A 20,441-nucleotide genomic window follows, 5' to 3' on the forward strand; every position below is an offset into this window, starting at 1 on the left:
CCATGACGCAGCGCGCTCAGGATCTGGGCATCATCATCGGCCAGGGCTCGCCCGGCCCGCTGAACGCCATCACCGACGTGCCCGGCGTGCGCGTCGGCCATGCCAGCATTCATGCCGACTTGGCGGACGGGCGCAGCGTGCGCACCGGCGTGACGGTGATCGAACCGCGCCCCGGCTCCGCCCGCCACGCGCCCTGCTTCGCCGGCGTGCACGTGCTGAACGGCAACGGCGACGCCACCGGCCTGGAATGGGTGCGCGAAGCGGGCCTGCTGACCAGCCCGATCGCCTTCACCAACACCCACAGCGTGGGCGTGGTGCGCGATGCGCTGATCGCGCTGGAGCGTGAAGCGCTGCCCGCAGGCGACAACGCGGTGTATTGGAATATGCCGGTGGTGATGGAAACCTTCGATGGCCTGCTCAACGACATCAACGGCTTTCACGTCAAGGCCGAGCACGTGCGCGAGGCGCAGCAGGCGGCCCAGGGCGGCTTGCCGCAGGAAGGCGCGGTCGGCGGCGGCAGCGGCATGATCTGCCATGAATTCAAAGGCGGCAGCGGCACCGCCTCGCGCCGCTTGCCTGCCGATCAAGGCGGCTGGACGGTGGGCGCTATCGTGCAGGCCAACCACGGCAAGCGCGAGTCGCTGCTGGTCGGCGGTTACCCGGTGGGCCGGCATCTGGGGCATCTCCCCTCGCCGTTCACGCCGCAGTTGCCGCATCCCGGCATGGGCTCCATCGTGGTGGCGCTGGCGACCGACGCGCCGCTGCTGCCGCACCAGTGCGCGCGGCTGGCGCAGCGCGCCAGCATCGGCATCGCCCGCACCGGCGGGGGCACCGAGGATTCGAGCGGCGATATCTTTATCGCCTTCGCCACCGGCAACGACGGCCTGCCGCCCGCCGACTACGCCAATAAAGGCGATTTCACCACACCGCTGCGCATGGTGAACAACGACTACATTTCGGCGCTGTTCGCCGCGGCGGCGGAAGCGGTGGAAGAGGCGATCGTCAATGCGCTGCTGGCGGCCAATACCGTTAGCGGTAACGGCCACCGGGCGGAAGGGTTAAGCGCCGAACAGCTGGTGACGGCGCTGGAGAAAGCCGGCTGGCGGCGGTAAAAAAACACAGGGCGCGGAGGTTAACCGCGCCCTGATTATCAGGATCCACCGCCCGGTTTGGGCGTCGGGTAGTCGTAATCCAGCCGCAACGGTTCGGCGTAGACGCTGTTCCACAGCTGTTGGTACAGCTGGTCCAACCGCCCGCTCATCGCCGCGCTGTACATCACCAGCTCCAGATTGCGCGAGTTGTCCAGATAGCCGCCGGTCCAGTTGCTGGTGCCCACCCAGGCGATCTCATCATCGATGGTCATCAGCTTGCTGTGGATCACGCGGGCAAACGGAATGAAGCCGCTGCTGGCCGGCGGAATGGTCACCACCTTGATCTGTACGTTCGGCACCAGCGCCAGGCTCTTCAGCCAGGCGATATCCGGCTTTTTGGTGTTCCAGTTGGCCACCATCAGCTCGATCTGCACGCCGCGCGCCGCCGCGCTGCGCAGCGCGTTGTCGATGACCGCGTAGAAGGGGCGACTGCGCTCCGGGCCAAACGACAGCGGCGCGTAGTCCATCACCTGCACCCGCACCCGCCGTTTGGCGCCGGCCAGCAGACGCGGCAGCTCGGCCTGCGAATCGAGCACGCCCGCCGGGTTGTAGGCGCGCGGGCTGGCCACCAGATAGTTGCCCTGCGGCTGCGCCGTCGGCGGCGAATCGGGCAACGCCGGCACCGGCTTAGCCTGCGACAACAGCGCCTGCGCCTGCCAGTCCTGTTCGAAGATCGCCTGGATCTGCCCCACCACCTTGGCGTCGCTGATGCGCAGCCCGGTTTCGTGAATGTGCTCCAGCGCGCGCCAGTCGAAATTCTGGCTGCCGACGAACGCCTGTTCGCCGTCCACCAGCAGATATTTGGCGTGCAGAATGCCGCCGCTCAGCTTCTGGTAAGGAATGATGCGCAGCTCCAGATTGGGGATCGCCTTCAGCTGTTCCAGCGTTTCGGCGGTAGAAATGCGAATGCCCTTCTCTTCCACCAAAAAGCGGATTTTCACCCCGCGCTCACCGGCCGCCTTCAGGTGCTGCAGCACGCCGTCCAGCAGCGAACCGTCCTGATTCGCCACGTAAAACTGCCCCAGGTCGATGCGGGTTTTCGCCGCGTCGAACATCTCGCGCCACACCTCGGCGGTGTTGCGCAGGTCGTCGGCCTGCAGCGCGGTTTCCACCGGCGCGGTGTACACCAGCTCATAGCCGGGAATCGCAAAACGCGCCGCAGCGCTCTGGCTCAACATCAACAAACAACCGCTCCACAATGCCGCATAAAGGCGGCCGAGCGGCCGCCGTACTGGATGGCCATTAGGCATAGCGCGGCGCTCCGCTGTCAACCCATTGTTCGCCGCTGCCGTTCTCCGGGCGGCTGGTCGGCTGACCGGCGCGGATCAGCAGCACCTTCAGCAGCTCGTTGATGCGCTCCATGCGGCTCTGCAGGAAGTTGTTGGCCACCAGGCACAGCAGCGCGATGGCGATGCCGAGGCCAGTGGCGTACAGCGCGGTGCCCATCCCGGCCGACACCAGGCTCGGCTCGGACACCCCCGAGGCGGCCAGCGCCTTGAAGGTTTCGATGATCCCCATCACCGTGCCGAGCAACCCCAGCAGCGGCGCGGCGGTGACCACGGTTTCCAGCAGCCACAGGCCGCGCGCCATCGGCGGCTTACTCAGCAGGTACTGGGCGTCGATCAGATCGCCGATCGCCTCGCGGTCGCCGGCGCGGTGCTTCTGCGCCAATACCGGCGCGATCACCGCCATCGGCAGGCTGTTGCGCTGGGTCAGCTCGTCCGGCAGATCGGCGGCGCGGCGCACGTCCGGCGTCAGCGCCTGCTCCAGCCGGCGCGCCTGGCGTTGGGTATAGGCGAAGTACAGCGTGCGTTCGATGATGATCACCAGCGCGATCGCCAGCGCGGCGTACATCACGTAGAAAATAATGTCGTGCAACAGATTGGCGTCCATACAGGGCTCCTCTTCCCCGCCGCCGGGCAGGCGGCAGGGTATTCAGTTAAAAGGTGGCTTCCAGCGAGACGCTGAAGGTGCGTTCTTCGCCGACGTTGTAATACGGCGTGCTGGCCTTCACGCCGCCGTACGGCGCCGCGTTGAAGGTGGTGGTGCGCACCGAGGTCAGGTATTCCTTGTCAAACAGGTTGCTGATGCCAAAGCGCAGCGCGGCGCTTTTGACGATTTTCTTGTCCACGGGCAGATGCACCCCCGCCGCCAGATCGAACACCGTGCGGCCGCCGATCTTCTCGTCGTTGGTCAGATCGCCGTAGAACGCACTGACGTACTTGCCGCTGACGCTGCCGTAATACAGCCCGTCGTCATAACCCAACGTCATGTTCAGCAGGTTTTTCGGCACGTTCGGCACTTCTTTGCCGGAGGTCGGCAGCGGCTGCCCGCCGTTGCTGACGATGTCGCTCTTCTGCTTCGATTGGGTATAGGTATATGAGGTGTAGTAGTTGAAGTTATGCGGCAGTTGGCCGCTCCACTCCAGCTCCAGCCCTTTGTTCTCCACATTGCCGATGTTCATCATCTCGTAATCGCCGGCCGAGTTGGTGGTGGAGATCTGGCGATCGCTGTAGCGCATGTAGAACAGCGTGGCGCTCAGCAGCATGTCCTCTTGCTGGAAACGCCAGCCTAGTTCGTGGTTCCAGCTGAGTTCCGGCTTGGTGCTGAGCGAGTCGCCGACGTTGTACAGCACGTAGTTTGGCGGCGTGCGCATGTTGCGCGTCAGGTTGTAGAACACCTGGTTTTCCTGGTTCACCTTATAGCTGGCGCTGAAGTTCGGCAGGAATTCGTGATAGGTGGCTTTGCGCTTCTCCGGCACGTTGTACAGGCTGCCGCGGTTGTCCCCTTTGCGCTCCACGTACTGATAGGCCAGGCCGCCGACGAAGGTCCAGTCCGGCGTGGCGAACCAGGTGTCCTGCAGCCACACCTTCTGCGCCGGGGTGATGGTGTACTGGTTGCGCCCCTGCACCGTATTGCCGTTGGCGTCCTTCACCTGATCGGATCCGCCCGGTTTGCCCGAGATTTGCGCCGGATTGCCATCATCTTTGATGCTGATGAACGGTTGGGTCTGCAGCTGGCGCGCGCGCTCGTACCAGTAACCGATGTCCAGGCTGTGCTGATCGTTGATGTCCCACTTCAGCTTGGTGGTGATGCCCGGCCGCCAGGTTTGGGTCCACGACGGGCGGTAATAGGTGTTGGACTGCAGGTTGCTGAGGTCATACTGCCCGGCCTTGTCCGACGTGCTGGACAGCACCGAGGCCGTCTGGCCGTTGAAGCTGCCGCCGTTGCCCCAGTAGTAATACGGTTGCAGAGTCAGCGACAGGTTATCGCGCAGCTGCAGCTTCTGGGTGAACGACAGCGTGAAGGTTTCGAACGGGTTGCGTTCAATCTTGTAGTACTTGTTCAACTGCCCTTTGCTGTTGTACTCCGGTGTGGTGACGTAGTCGGTGTCACGGCCGTCGTTTTGGAACTGCGCCTTGCTCAGAGTGTTGTAGTTGGTGTTGTTCTGGCGGTTGTACTTCATCACCAGGTTGCTGCTGTTGCCGTTGCCGTCTTCGTACAGCGAGTTCATCTCGAACTTGTCGGAATACAGTCGCCCCTCGCCGCGCCACTTCTTCGCTTCGGTGTGCGAATAGGAGAGCCAGTTGCTGAAGCCGTTGTACTCGCCGGTCTCCAGGCGGGCAAAGGTTTTGCTCAGGCTGTTGCTGCCCAGCGTTTGCTTGACGAAACCGCCGAAGTCTTTCGCCGGGCGGCGCGTCACCAGGCCGATGTTGCCGCCGCTGGAGCCGATGTGCGGGCCGTCCGCTTCGGAAGACCCTTGGGTGACGAACACCTCCTCCAGGTTTTCCGCATCGCCGAGCAGGTTCGGGTATACCGCGTAGTTGCCGGAGTCGTTGATCGGAATGCCGTCCATCGACAGGCCGATCTGATCCGAGTTCATGCCGCGCATGGTGTAGTCCACGCCGCTCAGGCCGCTGGCGTCGTTGCTGTTGACGTTCAGGCCCGGCGTGTATTTCAGCTTGTCGATGGCGTTGGCCGCCGACGGCATTTTATCCATCGCCTCTTTGGTGACGGTAGAACGCGCCTTGGCGCTGTCATCCTGCACCATCATGCCGCCGCCGAGCGACTGCCCCTTGACGCTGATGGTGCCGACATCGGTGGCGTCGGCCGCCAGCGCGGCGCCCGGCAGCATCGCCGACATCACCGCCAGATAGATCCCAGAACGATTAAACGATTTCATTGTGTGCATCCCATAAAAATCAAACGATTAACCCTTGCGCTAAGGCGCCTGATAATTGAACGTCGCGGTAAATCTTTTGGTTGTTTGCCCGGCGAACGCCTCGCTCGGGAACGGCTTCACTGAACTGATGCTTTGCAGGCTGCTCATCGCCGCGCGGTTCAGCAGCATGCTGGCGGCTTTGTTGGCGATGCCGGAAGAGAGCACCCGCCCGCTGCGATCGACCTCCAGCCACACTTCGACGTTGCCCTGCGGGCGCTCGAGTGAGGCCTGACGCCCGCTTGGGTAGCGCTTGCGCTGTTCCAGCTCGCGGCGCAAGGCCAGCAGATAGCCGTTTTCAATCGCCTGAGCGTTCACCTTCGGCGCCGCGGGGGCGGCCGGTGCGGGCTGCGCCGCCGGTTTGCTGACCAGCGCGCGCGGCGCGGCGGGCGCCGGCGTCGGTTTAGGTTTCTCTACCGGTTTGGCTTTCTCTTTTACCGGCTTGGGCTTGGGCTTCGGCTGCGGTTTCGGCACCGGCTTGGCTTCCACGATCGGTTCCGGCGCCGGCACCACCGGTTCGGGGATCGGCTCCGGCTCGGGCGGCGGCGGTTCGGGCTGAGGTTCCGGCGGCGTTTCCGGTTGAGGTTCAGGCGCCGGTTCAGGCTCCACCAGCGCCAGTTCGATAGCAGTTTCGTCGTAGCGCGGCTGGATCTTCAGCGCCGCCTGCTGGCTGGCGAACAGCAGGCAACCGGCGACAATCAGCGCCGGCAGCCAGCTGAAAAGATGACGTGAGCGATAGAGCAGATACATGTCACAGCTTCCGTGTCGCGATGGAGACGGAGAAGAAACCGCCCTGGCGCAGGTTGTCCATAACCGCCACCAGCCGCTCGACCGCCACGCCCTTGTCGCTGTTGACGATGATGGTGGTGGTCTGGTTGGCCTGCTGCTGTTGCTTGAGCGTAGTGACCAACGCGCCGAGCGCGATCGGCTGGCCATCCAGCTGCAGCTGTTCGTCGGCCCCCAGCGTGATAATCGCTTTCTTCTGCGGTTTCAGCTGCTGCGCACTGCCGGCGGACGGCAGCTGCGTTTTCAGCCCGAGCGCCGGAATGACGTTCAGGCTAATCAAGACGAAAAACACCAATAAAAACATCATCACGTCGATCATCGGGATCAGTTCGATGTGCGCTTTGTTTTTTTTCGGTTCGTTCCAGTTACGCATGACACTCCCTCCCAAAAGCGAAGCAGCCAATATAGGAGGGGTATGTTTACCTTTTGTTACGCTTGTGTGATCTTATTTTCACAGTGTGGTTTTTTTGCGAGAATTTTTTCACTGGCAGGCGATAAGGGAGAAGATATAACTTATTAATTAGCGATAGTTTTTATTGGAATAATTGCGATTCGGGCATTTCAGAGAGCCAAAGCCAGAGAGGATAATGTGAGAATAGTGACAGCCCAAACGGTCACTACAACAAGACCTCAAGCCCGTGCTTGCGTACGATCGAAAGCAGCTTAAGCGACACGCCGCCCGGCCGCTTCACCCCCGTCTCCCATTTCTGTATGGTCGACACGCTGGTATTCAGATAACGGGCAAAAACCGGTTGGCTTAAACATAGCTGCTCACGCAAGGCTTTGATCTCTTGGGGCTGTAACATCTCGACCGGAGCAAGGCAAGACTCGTCGAAACTGCGTAGGGTTTCCAGAGAAATGGCGCCAGTACGATGCAATCCTTCAGCCGCGCTGTGAATCGCCTCAAAGGCCGGACTCCGAAACGTTTTTTCCTTCTTCATGACAAATCTCCATCCATTCGTTCTTCACGACCAAGGATTGGAGCATTTCATCGCTCAACGCGCCAAAATGCACCGCCAACTTGCGAAAAGCTTGCGATTCCGCCCCAGAGATATTGGCCTGGACCTGTTTGGCAAACAAAAAAACATACACCCAATGCCGACCGTTTTTCGCTAATACCAACGCACGGTCCCGATTGTGATTAAGACGTTTTTTAAATACACCACCGCCTAAATCCACAGCCAAGCCCCGTTGTACATCGTGTACCGCCCGACATAATGCCTTATCGGTAATGCCGTGCGCCTGAGCCTTCTTGCTAAACCAACGAGTGTTAAATGTACGCATTGCAATGAGTTTCCCGTAAAAATATAGCACTGAGTGAAACACTTTCCCAGAGCATTCCTTCTCGCCAGCATCACCTCAAACTCGATGATGGCCACCATGGGAAACCCGATTTGCATGATGGCGCGCATCATGGCTTCTTTCTGTGCAACGCTGAGGGCATCATTGCGAACGCACACACAACAACATGTTTTACAAGCATAAAAAAAGACGCCCGCAGGCGTCTTCTTGGCATTTTCACTGAGGCCGGAAGGCTTTCAGTTCACTTTCACCGGCATACCGGAACGGGCCTTGATCGCCGCGTCCACTTCGCTCTGGTTAACACCGGCGTCCATCAGCACTTTGCCGACTGGCGCGGAAATGGTCAGCGGCACCGGATCTTTCGATTGCAGCTGCTCTTCGTTGGCCGACAGCGGGTTGTGCACTTCCACATAGCGCGAGCCGTCCGGTTCGACGGTGGCTTTCATCGGTTCGTTGATGAACTGCACGCGGGTGCCGACCGGCACGTTTTCGAACAGGTACTTGATGTCGTCGGCGCGCAGACGCACGCAGCCGTGGCTCACGCGCAGGCCGATGCCGAAGTTGGCGTTGGTGCCGTGGATGGCATACAGGCGGCCAACATACAGCGCATACAGCCCCATCGGGTTGTCCGGGCCGGCCGGGAACACCGCAGGCAGGATTTCGCCGTCAGCCGCGTATTCGGCGCGCATTTTGGCGGTCGGCGTCCAGGTTGGGCCGTCTTTCTTGCGCTGCACGGTGGTGGTCCAGTTCAGCGGGGTGTCTTTACCCAGCTGGCCGATGCCGATCGGCAGCACCACGACGGTGTTGGAACCTTTCGGGTAGTAGTACAGACGCATTTCGGCGCTGTTGATGATGATGCCTTCACGCGGCGCGTCCGGCAGGATCAGCTGTTGCGGGATGGTCAGGGTGCTGCCGGCCTTCGGCAGGAACGGATCCACGCCCGGGTTGGCCTCCAGCATGTTGCTCAGCCCCATCTGATACTGGGCGGCGAAGCTCTCCAGCGGCAGTTTGCTGTCTTCCGGTACGGTGATTTGGATATTCTCGCCCACCAAACGGCTGTCTTTTGGCGGCAACGGGTAAACGACGGCGAAGGCAGCCTGGCTGAAAGCAACCAGTGCCGTAAACAGGGTTAATAACGCGCGAATGCTCATTTTCATCTTCGTGTTGGTCAAGGCCACTGGCGATTAGGGATATCGGTTTCTACGGCCACTTTACCCCGTTGAATTTCAGCCGACAGCCAACGGCGCTGCGGCCTGAAAAGCCAGGGGGGTTTGACCGGATGCGCATTATATGTGCACATCAATCAAAGTGTGAACCATTACCGATGTAATATCGCAATTTTTTGTAACCTGACGCGCCACGAAGGCGATTTTTTGCGAGAACCGCCGCCTAACTGGCGGCGGCCAACGCTTCCCCCCGCCGAATGGGGATCAGATATTCACAGCGGATCGCCGCGCCGCCGAGCGGGCAACAGCCCTCCTGCGCCGGGTAGAAACGCTCGATATCCTGCCCCGGCCGGCGGATGGCGTTCATCTGCGGCATGGCAGTGTCATACAATCGGACAATAAAGTTTTGTAACCCTTCCGCCTGCCCCTGATAGGTGAACCGGGCATACTCCCCCTGTTCGATAGTCACCCGCTCCCCCATCGCCCCTTCGTCCGGCAAAGCGGCGGTATACGCCATACGCGGGCAGCCCCGGCGTTGCCTGTCGACCTCCAGGCTGGTGAGGCCGTACACCACCTCCGGCAGCGCCTGCGGCCGCAGCAGTTGCCGCCAGGCATGGCGGCGCAGCTCGCACTTGGAGTCCGCCAACTGCCCCAGCGTGAAGCTGCGGCGCTGGGTGTTGCCCACCAGCTGCATGGCGGGCAGCGTCACGATGTCGGCCTGCGGCAACGGCGCTTCGGTCAGCCGCAGCGGCGGCTGCAGGCCATAGCTCGACCAATCTTGGCTGCGGCGATAGCTGGCCGGCGGCAAACCGAATTGCTTGCGGAAACAGCGGGTGAAGGTCTGCTGTGAATCGAACTGGTAAGTATCGGCGATGCAGGCCACGCTGGTGCCGGTCAGGCGCAGTTCGCGCGCGGCGGCGGTCAGCCTTCTGCGGCGCGCGTAAGTGCCGAGAATATGGCCGGTATGCTGCTTGAATATCCGCTGTAAATGCCACTTGGAGTAGCCGGACTTGGCGGCAATGTCGTCCAGCGTCAGCGGCTGATCCAGGCTCTGTTCGATCCAGGCCAGCAGCTGTTCAATCACCTGTTGCTGGTGCATGGTATTCCCCTTATTTGCTCAGTAATGTCTGCGCCAGCATCCGGCCTGTGGCTTCATCGGTGGCCACCAGTATCGGATAACCCCAGAATTTGGCGCCGTATTCGGCGAATTCTTCCGCCGCCGCGCGTTTGGCGTCGTCCGGCTCCAGCATGATCATGCCTTTCACCCACTGCTTCAGCGCCTCGCGGTTATCGCGTTTCCACAGCGCCACCTGGGTGCGGGCATCGCGATCGTGCTCTTCACCTTCATCGCCGACGCTGCGGTCGGTCATCAAGACAAAGGGTTCGGCGCGCGCCAACAGCGCGCTGAATTCAGCCAGCTCGGCCTGGGTATCGCGCCCGTTTCGGCGCATCCACACCAGCGGAAAAGTGGCGGTATCGAGTGACATAATCAGTTTCCTCGCGAAAGGGTTTTAGGACTGGCGCTTACTTTATCGGCACCGACGCTAGACCACATTGCGCAATCAGGACATAATACTTTTCAATTCCGCCAAATTGAGAATTATTCTCATGAAAGTACAGATCCCTCGCCGCAATCTCGATATCGATCAGGTGCCGCGCCCGCTGTTCGCCGTACAGAGTTCCACTATCGAACAGGACTGGGAAGTCGAGCCGCACCGTCATCAAAAGGCGCAGCTGATCTATACCGTGCGCGGCATGATCCGCTGCGAAGTGGAAAACGGCCTGTGGCTGGTGCCACCGCAGTGCGCGCTGTGGATGCCGGGCAACGTGTTGCACAACGCCCAGGGCGCCGGCTCGACCGAGGCTTACTGCCTGTTCGTCGATCAACACGTCGTCGCCGGCTTGCCGCAGAGTTGCTGCACGCTGTCGGTCTCGCCGCTGCTGCGCGAGCTGCTGCTGCAGGCCAGCACCTTCGAACCGCTCTACGACGAACAGGGCGCCGAAGGGCGCCTGACGGCGGTACTGCTGGATCAGCTGGTGGCCGCGCCGATCGAGAATCTGCACCTGCCAGTATCAGACGACGCGCGCATCCGGCAGTTGACCGAAGGCATGCTGAGCTGCCCGGCGGACAAATCCACCCTCGGGCAGTGGGCGCAGCGCATCGGCATGAGCGAGCGCTCCCTCAGCCGCACCTTGCAACAGCAGATGGGCATGAGCTTCGGCCACTGGCGGCGCCAGCTGCACGTGATGCTGGCGCTGCAGCGCTTGACGCAGGGCGAGAGCGTACAGACGGTAGCGTTGGATCTGGGCTATGAAAGCGCCAGCGGCTTCGTCACCATGTTCAGAAAGGCGGTGGGCAAACCGCCGGCGCGTTATCTGGCGGAGCGCAACGCCTCCGGGCAACCCCTGGGCGGCGCGATCAGCATGTGAACGGCCGGCGTATGCCGGCCTGGCAAGAGGCGGATCAGAAGTCGTAGAACACCGTAATCCAGGTGGAGTCCGGCTCGTTGTCGCTGCTGTTGGCCAGCGTGCGCTCCACATACACCGACAGACCGTAACCAATGGTGGTGCCCGCGCCAAGGTAAACGTGGTTGGCGTGATACGCCTCGTCACCCTTCAGCCGCAGCGAGTCCGCCGCCACGTAAGGCTGGATCGATTTGAGGAACGGCTTGTCGATATTGAAGGTGTAACCGACAAAACCTTCCAGCCCGTAGCCGTCACCGGCGAAGAAGTGCGACAGCGTGCGCTGGCGGGTGCTCGGCACATAGTCTTTGTAATAGCTGGCGGTGCCGACGATGTACCAGTTGTTCGGCTGCCAGGTCAACGCGGTGCCGGACAGCTGCTGGTGATAATCCTTTTCGCTGTACAGATTGTCTTTGATCTTCGCATCGGTATAACTGTAGGCCGCGCTGAAGGTGAAGTCTTTCGTCACCTTGTAATCGAAGCCCAACCCACCTCCGCCCTTGCGGCGGTAAATCAGGTTATCCGCAGTGTGCAGATCGTCTTCCGGCAATAAATAGTTGGCATACAGCGTCACCGGCCCGAAATCATTGGTGTACTTGATGCTGTTTTTCGGTTTATTGCCGCCGTCGTAGTCGCCGGAAATACCGATACCGGTGCCGCCCGCATGGCCATCGTTATCCCAGACGTCGCTTTTGATGCCGACCACCGAATAATAGATGCCGTATTGATGGCCGTAGGTCAGGGTACCGTAACGATCGTCCTTGAAACCGGCGTACAGCTGGCGCTGATAGTCGCGCTTGCCGTCTTCGTTATAGTGCCCGTCCCAGCTGAGCGCGTGCGCAAGATCCACGCCCCACTCGTAATAGCCGATGATCGAGGTGTCCTGCGTCAGCGCATAGTCGCCGCTGAAGCGAAAACGCGTGCCGCCGTCGTGGCCGTTTTTGTCATAGCCCGGCTCCGGGCCGTTATTGAAGATCCACTCGGGGCGAATGCTGCCGCCCACCTTTAAACTGAGCGGCGCCAGCAACACATTACTCTGCGGGTTTTTATCCAGAATGGTGATCTCGGCCTGTGCGCCGGCGGATAACGCCGACAGCAAGACGCCGCCAATGAATATTGGCGTTGTATTTTTTCTCATTATTACCCCTGCCCGAAAAAATTATTGTTATAAACACGGTGGTCTTAAGCCACGCGGAAATAATTACCCGATGTAAACAGCGCACGCAAGATATAAAAATTCACGTCATAATCTGCCATTATTCCAGGTTGGCTTTATTTTCAGCATAAACGTGTTCATCTGTAACGCGAAGAAAAACAATGTAATAACCGCAGCACGAAATAAACCAATCCGCATCTTTTATCCAAAATAACCCGGCGTGATTATCCGGGAATAAAGATAGCAAATAACAAATAAATATTATTGCCACAGGTAAACCGTCACGCAGGGGAATTAACTAAAGGCGGGAAATAACGACGGAGCGCGTTGCGCGCTCCGGGAGAGAGAATTCACTACTGCGCCAGCCAGCCGCCGTCCATGTTCCAGGCAGCGCCGCGCACCTGCGCCGCCGCATCACTGCACAGGAACAGCGCCAGCTCGCCGAGCTGCTCAGGCGTGACGAACGCTTGCGAAGGCTGCTTCTCCGCCAACAGCTCATCGCGCGCCTGCTGCGGATCGGTCCCGGCAGCGATACGTTTGTCGATCTGCTGCTGCACCAGCGGCGTCAGCACCCAGCCGGGGCAGATGGCGTTGCAGGTGACGGGCGCGCGCGCGGTCTCCAGCGCCAGCGTCTTGGTCAGCCCCACCACGCCGTGCTTGGCCGCCACATAGGCCGACTTGTCTTTCGACGCCACCAGCCCGTGCACCGACGCCACGTTGATGATGCGCCCCCAGTTGCGCTCGCGCATCCCCGGCAGCGCCAATCGGCAGGTATGGAACACCGCCGACAGGTTGATGGCGAGAATGGCGTTCCATTTCTCCACCGGGAACTGATCCAGCGGCGCCACGTGCTGAATGCCGGCGTTGTTCACCAGAATGTCCACGCCGCCGAACTCGCGTTCGGCATAGTGCATCATGTCCGCTATCTGGCCCGCATCGCCGAGATCGGCGCCGTGATATCCCGGCGCGGCGCCCAGCCGCGCGACCTGCATTTGCGCCTGCTCCACGTCGCCGAAGCCGTTGAGGATCACGCGCGCGCCGGCGGCGGCCAACACGGATGCTATCCCGAGGCCGATGCCGCTGGTCGAGCCGGTCACCAGCGCGGTTTTGCCTTGTACACTCATGGTATCGCTCCTTTAAACAATGCCGGTCAGGTAGAACACGCCGATCACGAACAGCACCGCGGCGCTCTTGATCAGGGTGATGGCGAAGATGCCGCCATAGGCCTGCCGGTGGCTGAGGCCGGTGATCGCCAGCAGGGTGATCACCGCGCCGTTGTGCGGCAAGGTGTCCATGCCGCCGCTGGCCATCGAGGCCACCCGGTGCAGCACCTCCAGCGGAATGTGTGCCGCATGGGCGGCGGCGATAAAGCTGTCGGACATCGCCGCCAGCGCGATGCTCATGCCGCCGGAGGCCGAACCGGTGATGCCGGCCAGCAGGGTGACGCTGATCGCTTCGTTCAGCAGCGGGTTGGGGATTGCCGACAGCGCCTGCGACAGCACCAAAAAGCCCGGCAGCGCGGCGATCACCGCGCCGAAGCCGTATTCGGAGGCGGTGTTCATCGCCGCCAGAATTGCACCGCCGACCGCCGTCTTGCTGCCTTCCGCCAGCCGGCCGCGAATATTGCGAAAGCCGAACACCACCACCAGCAGAATACCCGACACCAGCGCCGCTTCCACCGCCCAGATGGCGGTGATCTTCGCCACATCGGTGGTGATCGGCTTGGCCAGCCCCGGCAGCGTCAGGTCGTGGCTGGCGCCGTACCACTGCGGGATCCAATGGGTGAAGCCAAGGTTGAATACCCCGACCAAAATCAACGGCAGGATGGCGATCAGCGGGTTCGGCAGGTTGATGTCGTCCGGGGTTTCCGGCTCGTTCAGCAGATCGGTACCGTAACCCTCCCCCTTCAGCTGCGCCTTGCGCCGCTGGCGTTCAAGATACAGCAGACCGACCGCGATGATGAACAGCGAGCCGATCAGCCCCAGCCAGGGCGCAGCCCAGGCATTGGTGCCGAAGAAACTGGTCGGGATGATGTTTTGGATCTGCGGCGTGCCGGGCAAGGCGTCCATGGTGAAGGAGAAGGCGCCGAGCGCTACGGTGGCCGGGATCAGCCGCTTGGGGATGCCGCTCTGGCGGAACAGCTCGGCGGCGAACGGATAGACCGCGAACGCCACCACGAACAGCGACACCCCGCCGTAGGTCAGCAGCGCGCACACCAGCACGATCACCGGAATGGCGTGGCGTCGGCCGAGAATACGGATCGCCGCCGCGACGATCGAACGGGAAAAGCCGGACAGCTCGATCAGCTTGCCGAACACCGCCCCCAGCAAGAACACCGGGAAGTAGAGCTTCACGAAGCCGACCATCTTCTCCATAAACAGCCCGGTGAAAGTCGGCGCCACCGCGCCGGGATCGGTCAACAGCACCGCGCCCAGCGCGGCGATCGGGGCGAACAAAATCACGCTGTAGCCGCGGTAGGCGGCCAGCATCAGTAATCCCAGTGCTGCCAGGGCAATCAAAACGCTCATCAGGCACCTCGCTATCGTTGTTATTGTCAGGTACGGCGTGCGAAATTACGGTTTCAGCGCAAAGCGCAGCTGATGCGCCCGTCGCCGTTGAATGCGTTCCTTGCGGGCTTCATCCCAAAGATAAAATCCCCGGCCGCTGCGCTGGCCGGTATCGCCGCGCCGCAGCCGCTGTTCCACCAGCGCCATCATCTCGTCGCCGGTCGCCAGTTCCGGGAACAGGTGGCGGGCGATGTCCGCCACCGTCGCCAGCCCGGTCATGTCGGCGGCCTCCAGCGGGCCGACCATGGCGTAGCGCCGCCCCAGCGAGGCGCGCATCACCTGATCCACCACCTCGGCGCTGGCGATGCCGCTGTGGACGATGTGCAGCGCCTCGCGCAGCACCGCAAACTGCAGCCGGTTGCCGACAAACCCCGGCGCGGCGCGTTCCAGCAGCACCGCCTCCAGCGCCATCCCGCCGAGCAGCGCCTGCACCGCCGCCAGATGGCGCGGATCGGTGGCGCGGCCGGGCACGATCTCCACCAGCGGGATCAGGTGCGGCGGGTGCCAGAAGTGGGCGATCAGCAGCCGCTGCGGATGGGTCATGCGCGCCGCCAGCTCGTCCGGCGGCAGGCCGCTGGTGTTGCTGGCAATCACCGCGTCGTCGGCGATCAGCCCCTCCAGTTGCTCATACAGCGCGTGCTTCAGCTCGAGCCGTTCCGGGATCGCCTCGATAAGCAGCCGGGCGCGCGCCACGCCATTCAGATCGCCGGTCACGCGCAGGCGCGCCAGCGCCGCGTCGCGCTCACCGCGATCAAACTGCCCGACGTCGCTCAGCTCGGCCAGAATGCCGCTCGCTACCGCCGGCGCTTCCGCCAGGCGCTGCGGATCCGGGTCATACAGCAACACCTCATGGCCGTGGCGAATAAAGTGGGTGGCGATACCCACCCCCATCAGCCCGGCGCCCAGTACCGCATAGTCAGATGACTGCATCGTGCCCTCCTCGGTTGTTTACGGGCGCTCTACCGCCAGCGCCACGCCCTGCCCGCCGCCGATGCACAGCATCGCCAGCCCCTTGTTCACCTCGCGGCGCTGCATTTCGAACAGCAGCGACACCAAAATGCGGCAGCCGGAGGCGCCGATCGGATGTCCCAACGCGATCGCTCCGCCGTTGACGTTGACCCGCTCCGCCTCCCAGCCCAGTTCTTTGCCCACCGCCAGCGCCTGCGCGGCGAAGGCTTCGTTAGCCTCGATCAGATCGACGTCCTCCAGCCGCCAGCCGGCTTTCTCCAGGCAGCGGCGCGCGGCCGGCGCCGGGCCGATGCCCATGATCGCCGGATCGACCCCCGACGACGCGTAACCGGCGATGCGCGCCAGTACCGGCAAGCGCAGCGCGGCGGCTTTTTCCGCGCTCATCAGCAACACCACGGCGGCGCCGTCGTTGAGCGACGAGGCGTTGCCGGCGGTCACCGTGCCCTCTTTGCGAAACGCCGGGCGCAACCGCGCCAGCGCCTCCAGGCTGGTGTCGCGCGGCTGTTCGTCGTGCTCGACCCGCAGCGCCTCGCCCTTCGGCTGCGGCACCGTCACCAGCGTAATCTCCTGCGCAAAACGCCCGGCCTGCTGCGCCGCCTGCGCCTTCTGCTGCGAGCGCAGCGCAAAGCTGTCCTGCTCGGCGCGGCTGATGGCGTATTTCTCCGCCAGGTTCTCGGCGGTGATGCCCATGTGGTAGTCGTTGAACGCGTCCCACAGGCCATCGTGGATCACGCTGTCCACCATCTGCGCGTGACCGAGGCGCAGGCCGGCGCGCGCACCGGCCATCAGGTAAGGCGACTGGCTCATGCTTTCCTGGCCGCCGGCGATCACCGCGTCGGCGTCACCGCTGCGGATCGCCTGCACCGCCAGATGTACCGCCTTCAAACCGGAGCCGCACACCTTGTTGATGGTCAGCGCCGGGGTCGTCACGGGCAGCCCGGCGTTCAGCGCGGTCTGACGCGCCGGATTCTGTCCGCAGCCGGCGGTCAGTACCTGGCCGAGGATCACTTCATCGATCTGCTGCGGCGCCACGCCGCTTTGCGCCAGCAGCCCCTGCACCGCCGCCGTGCCCAGTTCCACCGCCGTCAGCGGCGCCAGCGCGCCGTGAAAACTGCCGACCGGCGTGCGCGTCGCCGCCACGATCACCACTTCACGTTGTTGCACATTCACCTCCCGTTTCAGAAACGCATTTCCGGCACTTGCTCTGGCACGATCAGCCGGCCGGCGGTTTTGGCGACAATCTCCGCCACGCTGACGCCGGGCGCGCGTTCGCGCAGCACGAAGGCGCCGTCTTCTATTTCCAGATAGGCCAGATCGGTCAATACTTTGCGGATGCAGTTGGCCCCGGTCAGCGGCAGCGTGCAGCGCGGCAGCAGCTTGGACTCGCCGCTCTTCGAGGCGTGGGTCATCACCACGATGATGTTCTCCGCCCCCGCCACCAGATCCATCGCGCCGCCCATGCCCTTGACCATCTTGCCGGGGATCATCCACGAGGCGATGTTGCCCTCGACGTCCACTTCAAACGCCCCCAGCACGGTCAGATCGACGTGGCCGCCGCGGATCATGGCGAACGACTGCGCCGAATCGAAGATCGACGCGCCGAGGCGCGCGGTGACCGTCTGCTTGCCGGCGTTGATCATGTCGGCGTCCAGCTGCTGCTCGGTCGGGAACTCGCCCATCCCCAGCAGGCCGTTTTCCGACTGCAGCATCACGTCCATGCCCGCCGGCACGTAGTTGGCCACCAGCGTCGGGATGCCGATGCCCAGGTTGACGTAGTAACCGTCCCTCAGCTCTTGCGCCACGCGCTGCGCCATTTGTTCACGGGTAAGCATGCGAATTCTCCTTATGCCCGCAGGGTGCGTTGTTCGATACGCTTTTCGAAGGTGCCCTGAATCAGCCGATCGACGTAGATGCCGGGGGTGTGGATCGCCGCCGGATCCAGCTCGCCCGGTGCGACGATCTCTTCCACTTCCACCACCGTGATGCGCCCGGCGGTCGCCATCAGCGGATTGAAGTTCTGCGCGGTGTGGCGGTAGATGACGTTGCCGAAGTGATCGGCCTTCCAGCCTTTCACGATGGCGAAATCGCCGGTGATGGCGGTTTCCATGATGTAGGGGCGGCCGTTGAACTCGCGCACCTCTTTGCCTTCGGCGATCGGCGTGCCGTAACCGGTGGCGGTGAAGAACGCCGGGATACCGGCGCCGCCGGCGCGGATCTTCTCCGCCAGCGTGCCCTGCGGCGTGAGATCCACCTCCAGCTCGCCGCTGAGCGCCTGCTGCTCGAACAGCGCGTTTTCACCGACGTAAGATCCCACCACCTTGCGGATCTGATGGGTTTCCAGCAGCCGCCCGAGGCCGAACCCGTCGACGCCGCAGTTGTTGGAAACCACCGTCAACCCGCGCACGCCGCGCCGGCGGATCTCTTCGATCAGATTCTCCGGGATGCCGCACAGGCCAAAGCCGCCCGCCAGCACCGTCATGTTGTCCGTCAGGCCTGCCAGCGCTTCCTGGTAGCTGCCGACGCGTTTGTCGAGCCCTGCCATATCGTTGCCCCTGCATGTTGCGGCGCAGGGCGAAATGCCCTGCCTTGCGTGAGGGCATCTTCAGGTCACAAAAATGATTTGTTAATTTTGTTTTTATGCCGCATTCATTTAGAATTTTTATTAATCACTCGTTAACCGACAATTAACAAAGAGTTAACGCCAACCAAAATGAAAATGAGCATCAAACAGTTACGCGCGTTTTTAGCGGTAGCTCACACTCTGAATTTCGCCCAGGCCAGCGAGCGGCTGAATATTTCTCAGCCGGCGCTCAGCCTGGCGATCCGTGGGCTGGAAGACGCGCTGGGCGGGCCGCTGCTGCTGCGCACCACCCGCCGGGTGACGCTGACGCCGGAAGGAGAAACCTTCTTCCCGATGGCGCGCCAGCTGCTGGCGGATTGGGACAACGCGGAAGAGGCGATGCGTCAGCGCTTCACCCTGCAGATGGGCAAGGTGGCGATCGCCGCCATGCCGTCGTTCGCCGGCAACCCGCTGCCGCCGATCCTCAAGGCGTTTCGCGATCGCTATGCCGGCATCAACGTGGCGGTGCATGACGTCATCAACGAACAGGTGTTTGAAATGATCCGCGAAGGGCGGGTAGAGATGGGCATCGCCTTCGAGCCGGAGCCGAGCGACACCCTGCACTTCACCCCGCTGTGCCGCGATCGCTTTCTGGCGGTGGTGCCGAAGGATTCGACGCTGGCGCACAAGGCGCAGGTCAGCTGGAAGGAGCTGCTGACGCTGGATTTCATCACCCTGCAGCGGCCATCGGCGGTGCGGCTGCTGCTGGAGCAGGAGCTGGCCCGCAGCGGGCGAACGCTGGAGGTGGCGTTTGAGAGCCACCAGCTGGTGACGGTCGGGCGCATGGTGGCCAACGGCCTCGGTGCCAGCGCGGTGCCGGCGCTGTGCGAGAAACAGATGGATGAGCTGGGGGCGGTCTGCGTGCCGCTGATCGGCCCGATCATCGAACGGCGCGTGGGCCTGATCCGCCTGGCGCAGCACCAACTCTCTTCCGCCGCGCAGGCGCTGGCGACGGTAATCGAACGGGAGATGGCGGGGAGTGGCGGGCAGCCTGCGCTTAAACCGTAAACCCGACGTGCTTGCCGCCCGGCAGTTCAATGTCCAGGCGCAGCGTGCCGCCCATCGCTTCCACGTAGCCACCAACTACAGCGGCATTATTGGGCCAGACATCAAAAAACGCTATGAATGGGTATTGCGAGCTTTCCTGAAAAATCCAAAGAACCGGAACACCTTATTATGACAAGACGTTATCTCTCTTTGCTGTGCGTACTGCTACTGAACGGCTGTCAATCCACTCAGCCCTGGTACCATCCGTTGGATGTCTCGCTCAAAGACAATCAACCTTGCTTTGCCGTGCCTATCAACAGCGTTCGCAGCGGCGACAAACTGCAAAACCGGGGAGTGATCGTCTCACGACAGGAACAACAGCAATGGCATATCGTCTGGACCTCACCAGAAATCACTCCGTTGCCTGACCTGAAACCGGGACAATGCGTCACCTATCCGCAAGTAAACTGGGCAGCGGGAGAATACTCAGTCTTGCTCGGCATCTCGATGAATAACGACACGGAAAGGCGTAAATACATGAAAAAATTCAACTTAAGAATTAATCCCAAGGGAGAAATACAGCTACAGTAAGGAGACTGGGATTATTTATTCCCCCTCCACCGCCTGCACCGCCGCCTTCTGCGTGGCGCGCTGATATAAGCACAGCTCCCTGCCCGGCTGGTTTTTCATAAACGGCTGCGGGTAGCGCCCACCGATAAACAGCGCCGAATAGCCGACGTCGTCACCGTAGTGAATAATCTCCCCTTACACCCTGGCGTTTTTTAGCCCGCTGGCTTTCAGGCAGGCGGCGCGCATCGCCCGTTCGCTCTCGGCCCACGCCTGTGGGGAAGACGCGGTGGCGTGGAACGCGGCCAGCGCGGCGATAAGCAGCCCTATTCTCTTCATCGTTATCTCTCCTTCTACGGCCCATCTCGCCAGTATAGACCGTGCCGCCCCGGCCAACCCGCCGCGCTCTTTACGGCATTTTTATTCCGCGCCCCGTTAACGTTACGGCGTTTTTACAGACAGTTTTTGCCGCCGCAGATACCCTTTTC

The 20,441-nt window shown here is 62.0% G+C and carries 22 protein-coding genes and 1 pseudogene; 5 read left to right on the top strand and 18 right to left on the bottom strand.

Annotated elements, in window-relative coordinates; translation table 11 throughout:
• The first annotated feature begins 2 nt into the window (after positions 1 to 2).
• On the top strand, positions 3 to 1,112 hold the full coding sequence (locus tag ACJ8J4_RS15685) for a DmpA family aminopeptidase (RefSeq protein ID WP_049204593.1): 1,110 nt from the start codon (positions 3 to 5) through the stop codon (positions 1,110 to 1,112).
• A gap of 38 nt (positions 1,113 to 1,150) precedes the next feature.
• On the opposite strand, the gene ACJ8J4_RS15690 is transcribed toward ACJ8J4_RS15685, so the two are convergent.
• From ACJ8J4_RS15690 to ACJ8J4_RS15735, 10 genes are all read right to left on the bottom strand, one after another.
• On the bottom strand, positions 1,151 to 2,401 hold the full coding sequence (locus ACJ8J4_RS15690; protein WP_049204591.1) for a phospholipase D-like domain-containing protein: 1,251 nt from the start codon (positions 2,399 to 2,401) through the stop codon (positions 1,151 to 1,153).
• On the bottom strand, positions 2,394 to 3,044 hold the full coding sequence (locus tag ACJ8J4_RS15695) for a MotA/TolQ/ExbB proton channel family protein (RefSeq protein WP_089196478.1): 651 nt from the start codon (positions 3,042 to 3,044) through the stop codon (positions 2,394 to 2,396). Before ACJ8J4_RS15695 ends, ACJ8J4_RS15690 begins: the two co-directional genes overlap by 8 nt.
• A gap of 46 nt (positions 3,045 to 3,090) precedes the next feature.
• Complete coding sequence (locus tag ACJ8J4_RS15700) at positions 3,091 to 5,334, bottom strand: TonB-dependent receptor family protein (protein WP_049204587.1); 2,244 nt, start codon at positions 5,332 to 5,334, stop codon at positions 3,091 to 3,093.
• A gap of 39 nt (positions 5,335 to 5,373) precedes the next feature.
• Positions 5,374 to 6,120, bottom strand: a complete 747-nt coding sequence (locus tag ACJ8J4_RS15705; protein WP_033636946.1) for an energy transducer TonB family protein — start codon at positions 6,118 to 6,120, stop codon at positions 5,374 to 5,376.
• 1 nt (position 6,121) lies between these two features.
• The gene (locus ACJ8J4_RS15710) at positions 6,122 to 6,529 is read right to left on the bottom strand and encodes an ExbD/TolR family protein (RefSeq protein WP_049207797.1); all 408 of its coding nucleotides are present in this window, start codon (positions 6,527 to 6,529) and stop codon (positions 6,122 to 6,124) included.
• A gap of 244 nt (positions 6,530 to 6,773) precedes the next feature.
• A complete protein-coding gene (locus tag ACJ8J4_RS15715) occupies positions 6,774 to 7,097 on the bottom strand; it encodes a helix-turn-helix domain-containing protein (protein WP_049207794.1) in 324 nt (107 codons plus the stop codon).
• Positions 7,060 to 7,440 carry a type II toxin-antitoxin system RelE/ParE family toxin gene (locus ACJ8J4_RS15720; protein WP_151428312.1) on the bottom strand — a complete coding sequence of 127 codons (381 nt, stop codon included), beginning with the start codon at positions 7,438 to 7,440 and terminating at the stop codon, positions 7,060 to 7,062. Before ACJ8J4_RS15720 ends, ACJ8J4_RS15715 begins: the two co-directional genes overlap by 38 nt.
• A gap of 254 nt (positions 7,441 to 7,694) precedes the next feature.
• Positions 7,695 to 8,615: a L,D-transpeptidase family protein gene (locus ACJ8J4_RS15725; RefSeq protein ID WP_025305160.1), complete on the bottom strand. Its 921-nt coding sequence runs from the start codon at positions 8,613 to 8,615 to the stop codon at positions 7,695 to 7,697.
• Positions 8,616 to 8,847: 232 nt separating this feature from the next.
• The gene (locus tag ACJ8J4_RS15730; RefSeq protein WP_043136214.1) at positions 8,848 to 9,723 is read right to left on the bottom strand and encodes a helix-turn-helix domain-containing protein; all 876 of its coding nucleotides are present in this window, start codon (positions 9,721 to 9,723) and stop codon (positions 8,848 to 8,850) included.
• A gap of 10 nt (positions 9,724 to 9,733) precedes the next feature.
• On the bottom strand, positions 9,734 to 10,111 hold the full coding sequence (locus ACJ8J4_RS15735) for a hypothetical protein (protein WP_049204575.1): 378 nt from the start codon (positions 10,109 to 10,111) through the stop codon (positions 9,734 to 9,736).
• A gap of 121 nt (positions 10,112 to 10,232) precedes the next feature.
• Here ACJ8J4_RS15735 and ACJ8J4_RS15740 point away from each other — a divergent pair, with 121 nt between their 5' ends.
• A complete protein-coding gene (locus ACJ8J4_RS15740) occupies positions 10,233 to 11,054 on the top strand; it encodes an AraC family transcriptional regulator (RefSeq protein WP_060448205.1) in 822 nt (273 codons plus the stop codon).
• Between the two features lie 34 nt (positions 11,055 to 11,088).
• Here ACJ8J4_RS15740 and ACJ8J4_RS15745 read toward each other — a convergent pair whose 3' ends face one another.
• The 7 genes from ACJ8J4_RS15745 to ACJ8J4_RS15775 form a co-directional block, all read right to left on the bottom strand.
• Positions 11,089 to 12,225 (bottom strand): porin, encoded by a 1,137-nt coding sequence (locus ACJ8J4_RS15745; RefSeq protein WP_025305156.1) that lies wholly within the window; start codon positions 12,223 to 12,225, stop codon positions 11,089 to 11,091.
• 371 nt (positions 12,226 to 12,596) lie between these two features.
• On the bottom strand, positions 12,597 to 13,367 hold the full coding sequence (locus ACJ8J4_RS15750; RefSeq protein ID WP_197836260.1) for a 3-hydroxybutyrate dehydrogenase: 771 nt from the start codon (positions 13,365 to 13,367) through the stop codon (positions 12,597 to 12,599).
• Between the two features lie 12 nt (positions 13,368 to 13,379).
• Positions 13,380 to 14,774 (bottom strand): GntP family permease, encoded by a 1,395-nt coding sequence (locus ACJ8J4_RS15755; RefSeq protein ID WP_197791184.1) that lies wholly within the window; start codon positions 14,772 to 14,774, stop codon positions 13,380 to 13,382.
• 42 nt (positions 14,775 to 14,816) lie between these two features.
• Complete coding sequence (locus ACJ8J4_RS15760) at positions 14,817 to 15,740, bottom strand: 3-hydroxyacyl-CoA dehydrogenase family protein (RefSeq protein WP_049294781.1); 924 nt, start codon at positions 15,738 to 15,740, stop codon at positions 14,817 to 14,819.
• Positions 15,741 to 15,758: 18 nt separating this feature from the next.
• Positions 15,759 to 16,943 carry an acetyl-CoA C-acetyltransferase gene (locus ACJ8J4_RS15765; RefSeq protein WP_197836262.1) on the bottom strand — a complete coding sequence of 395 codons (1,185 nt, stop codon included), beginning with the start codon at positions 16,941 to 16,943 and terminating at the stop codon, positions 15,759 to 15,761.
• Positions 16,944 to 16,957: 14 nt separating this feature from the next.
• Positions 16,958 to 17,611: a CoA transferase subunit B gene (locus ACJ8J4_RS15770; protein ID WP_060434099.1), complete on the bottom strand. Its 654-nt coding sequence runs from the start codon at positions 17,609 to 17,611 to the stop codon at positions 16,958 to 16,960.
• Positions 17,612 to 17,622: 11 nt separating this feature from the next.
• Entirely contained in the window at positions 17,623 to 18,321 is a 699-nt protein-coding gene (locus tag ACJ8J4_RS15775) for a CoA transferase subunit A (RefSeq protein ID WP_004933280.1), read from the bottom strand.
• A gap of 168 nt (positions 18,322 to 18,489) precedes the next feature.
• Here ACJ8J4_RS15775 and ACJ8J4_RS15780 point away from each other — a divergent pair, with 168 nt between their 5' ends.
• From ACJ8J4_RS15780 to ACJ8J4_RS15790, 3 genes are read left to right on the top strand one after another with little or no spacing between them, the layout of a single operon-like run.
• Positions 18,490 to 19,407 carry a LysR family transcriptional regulator gene (locus ACJ8J4_RS15780; protein WP_197836264.1) on the top strand — a complete coding sequence of 306 codons (918 nt, stop codon included), beginning with the start codon at positions 18,490 to 18,492 and terminating at the stop codon, positions 19,405 to 19,407.
• Positions 19,379 to 19,579 (top strand): hypothetical protein, encoded by a 201-nt coding sequence (locus tag ACJ8J4_RS15785; protein ID WP_193389596.1) that lies wholly within the window; start codon positions 19,379 to 19,381, stop codon positions 19,577 to 19,579. Before ACJ8J4_RS15780 ends, ACJ8J4_RS15785 begins: the two co-directional genes overlap by 29 nt.
• Entirely contained in the window at positions 19,576 to 19,977 is a 402-nt protein-coding gene (locus ACJ8J4_RS15790; RefSeq protein WP_072070302.1) for a putative T6SS immunity periplasmic lipoprotein, read from the top strand. The genes ACJ8J4_RS15785 and ACJ8J4_RS15790 overlap by 4 nt, the downstream gene beginning before the upstream one ends.
• Before the next feature lie 15 nt (positions 19,978 to 19,992).
• Here the strand turns inward: ACJ8J4_RS15790 and ACJ8J4_RS15795 are convergent.
• Positions 19,993 to 20,292, bottom strand: a pseudogene (locus ACJ8J4_RS15795) (hypothetical protein).
• Between the last annotated feature and the right edge of the window lie 149 nt (positions 20,293 to 20,441).

Source organism: Serratia sp. CY47280 (assembly GCF_052168655.1).
GTDB classification, from domain to species: domain Bacteria; phylum Pseudomonadota; class Gammaproteobacteria; order Enterobacterales; family Enterobacteriaceae; genus Serratia; species Serratia bockelmannii.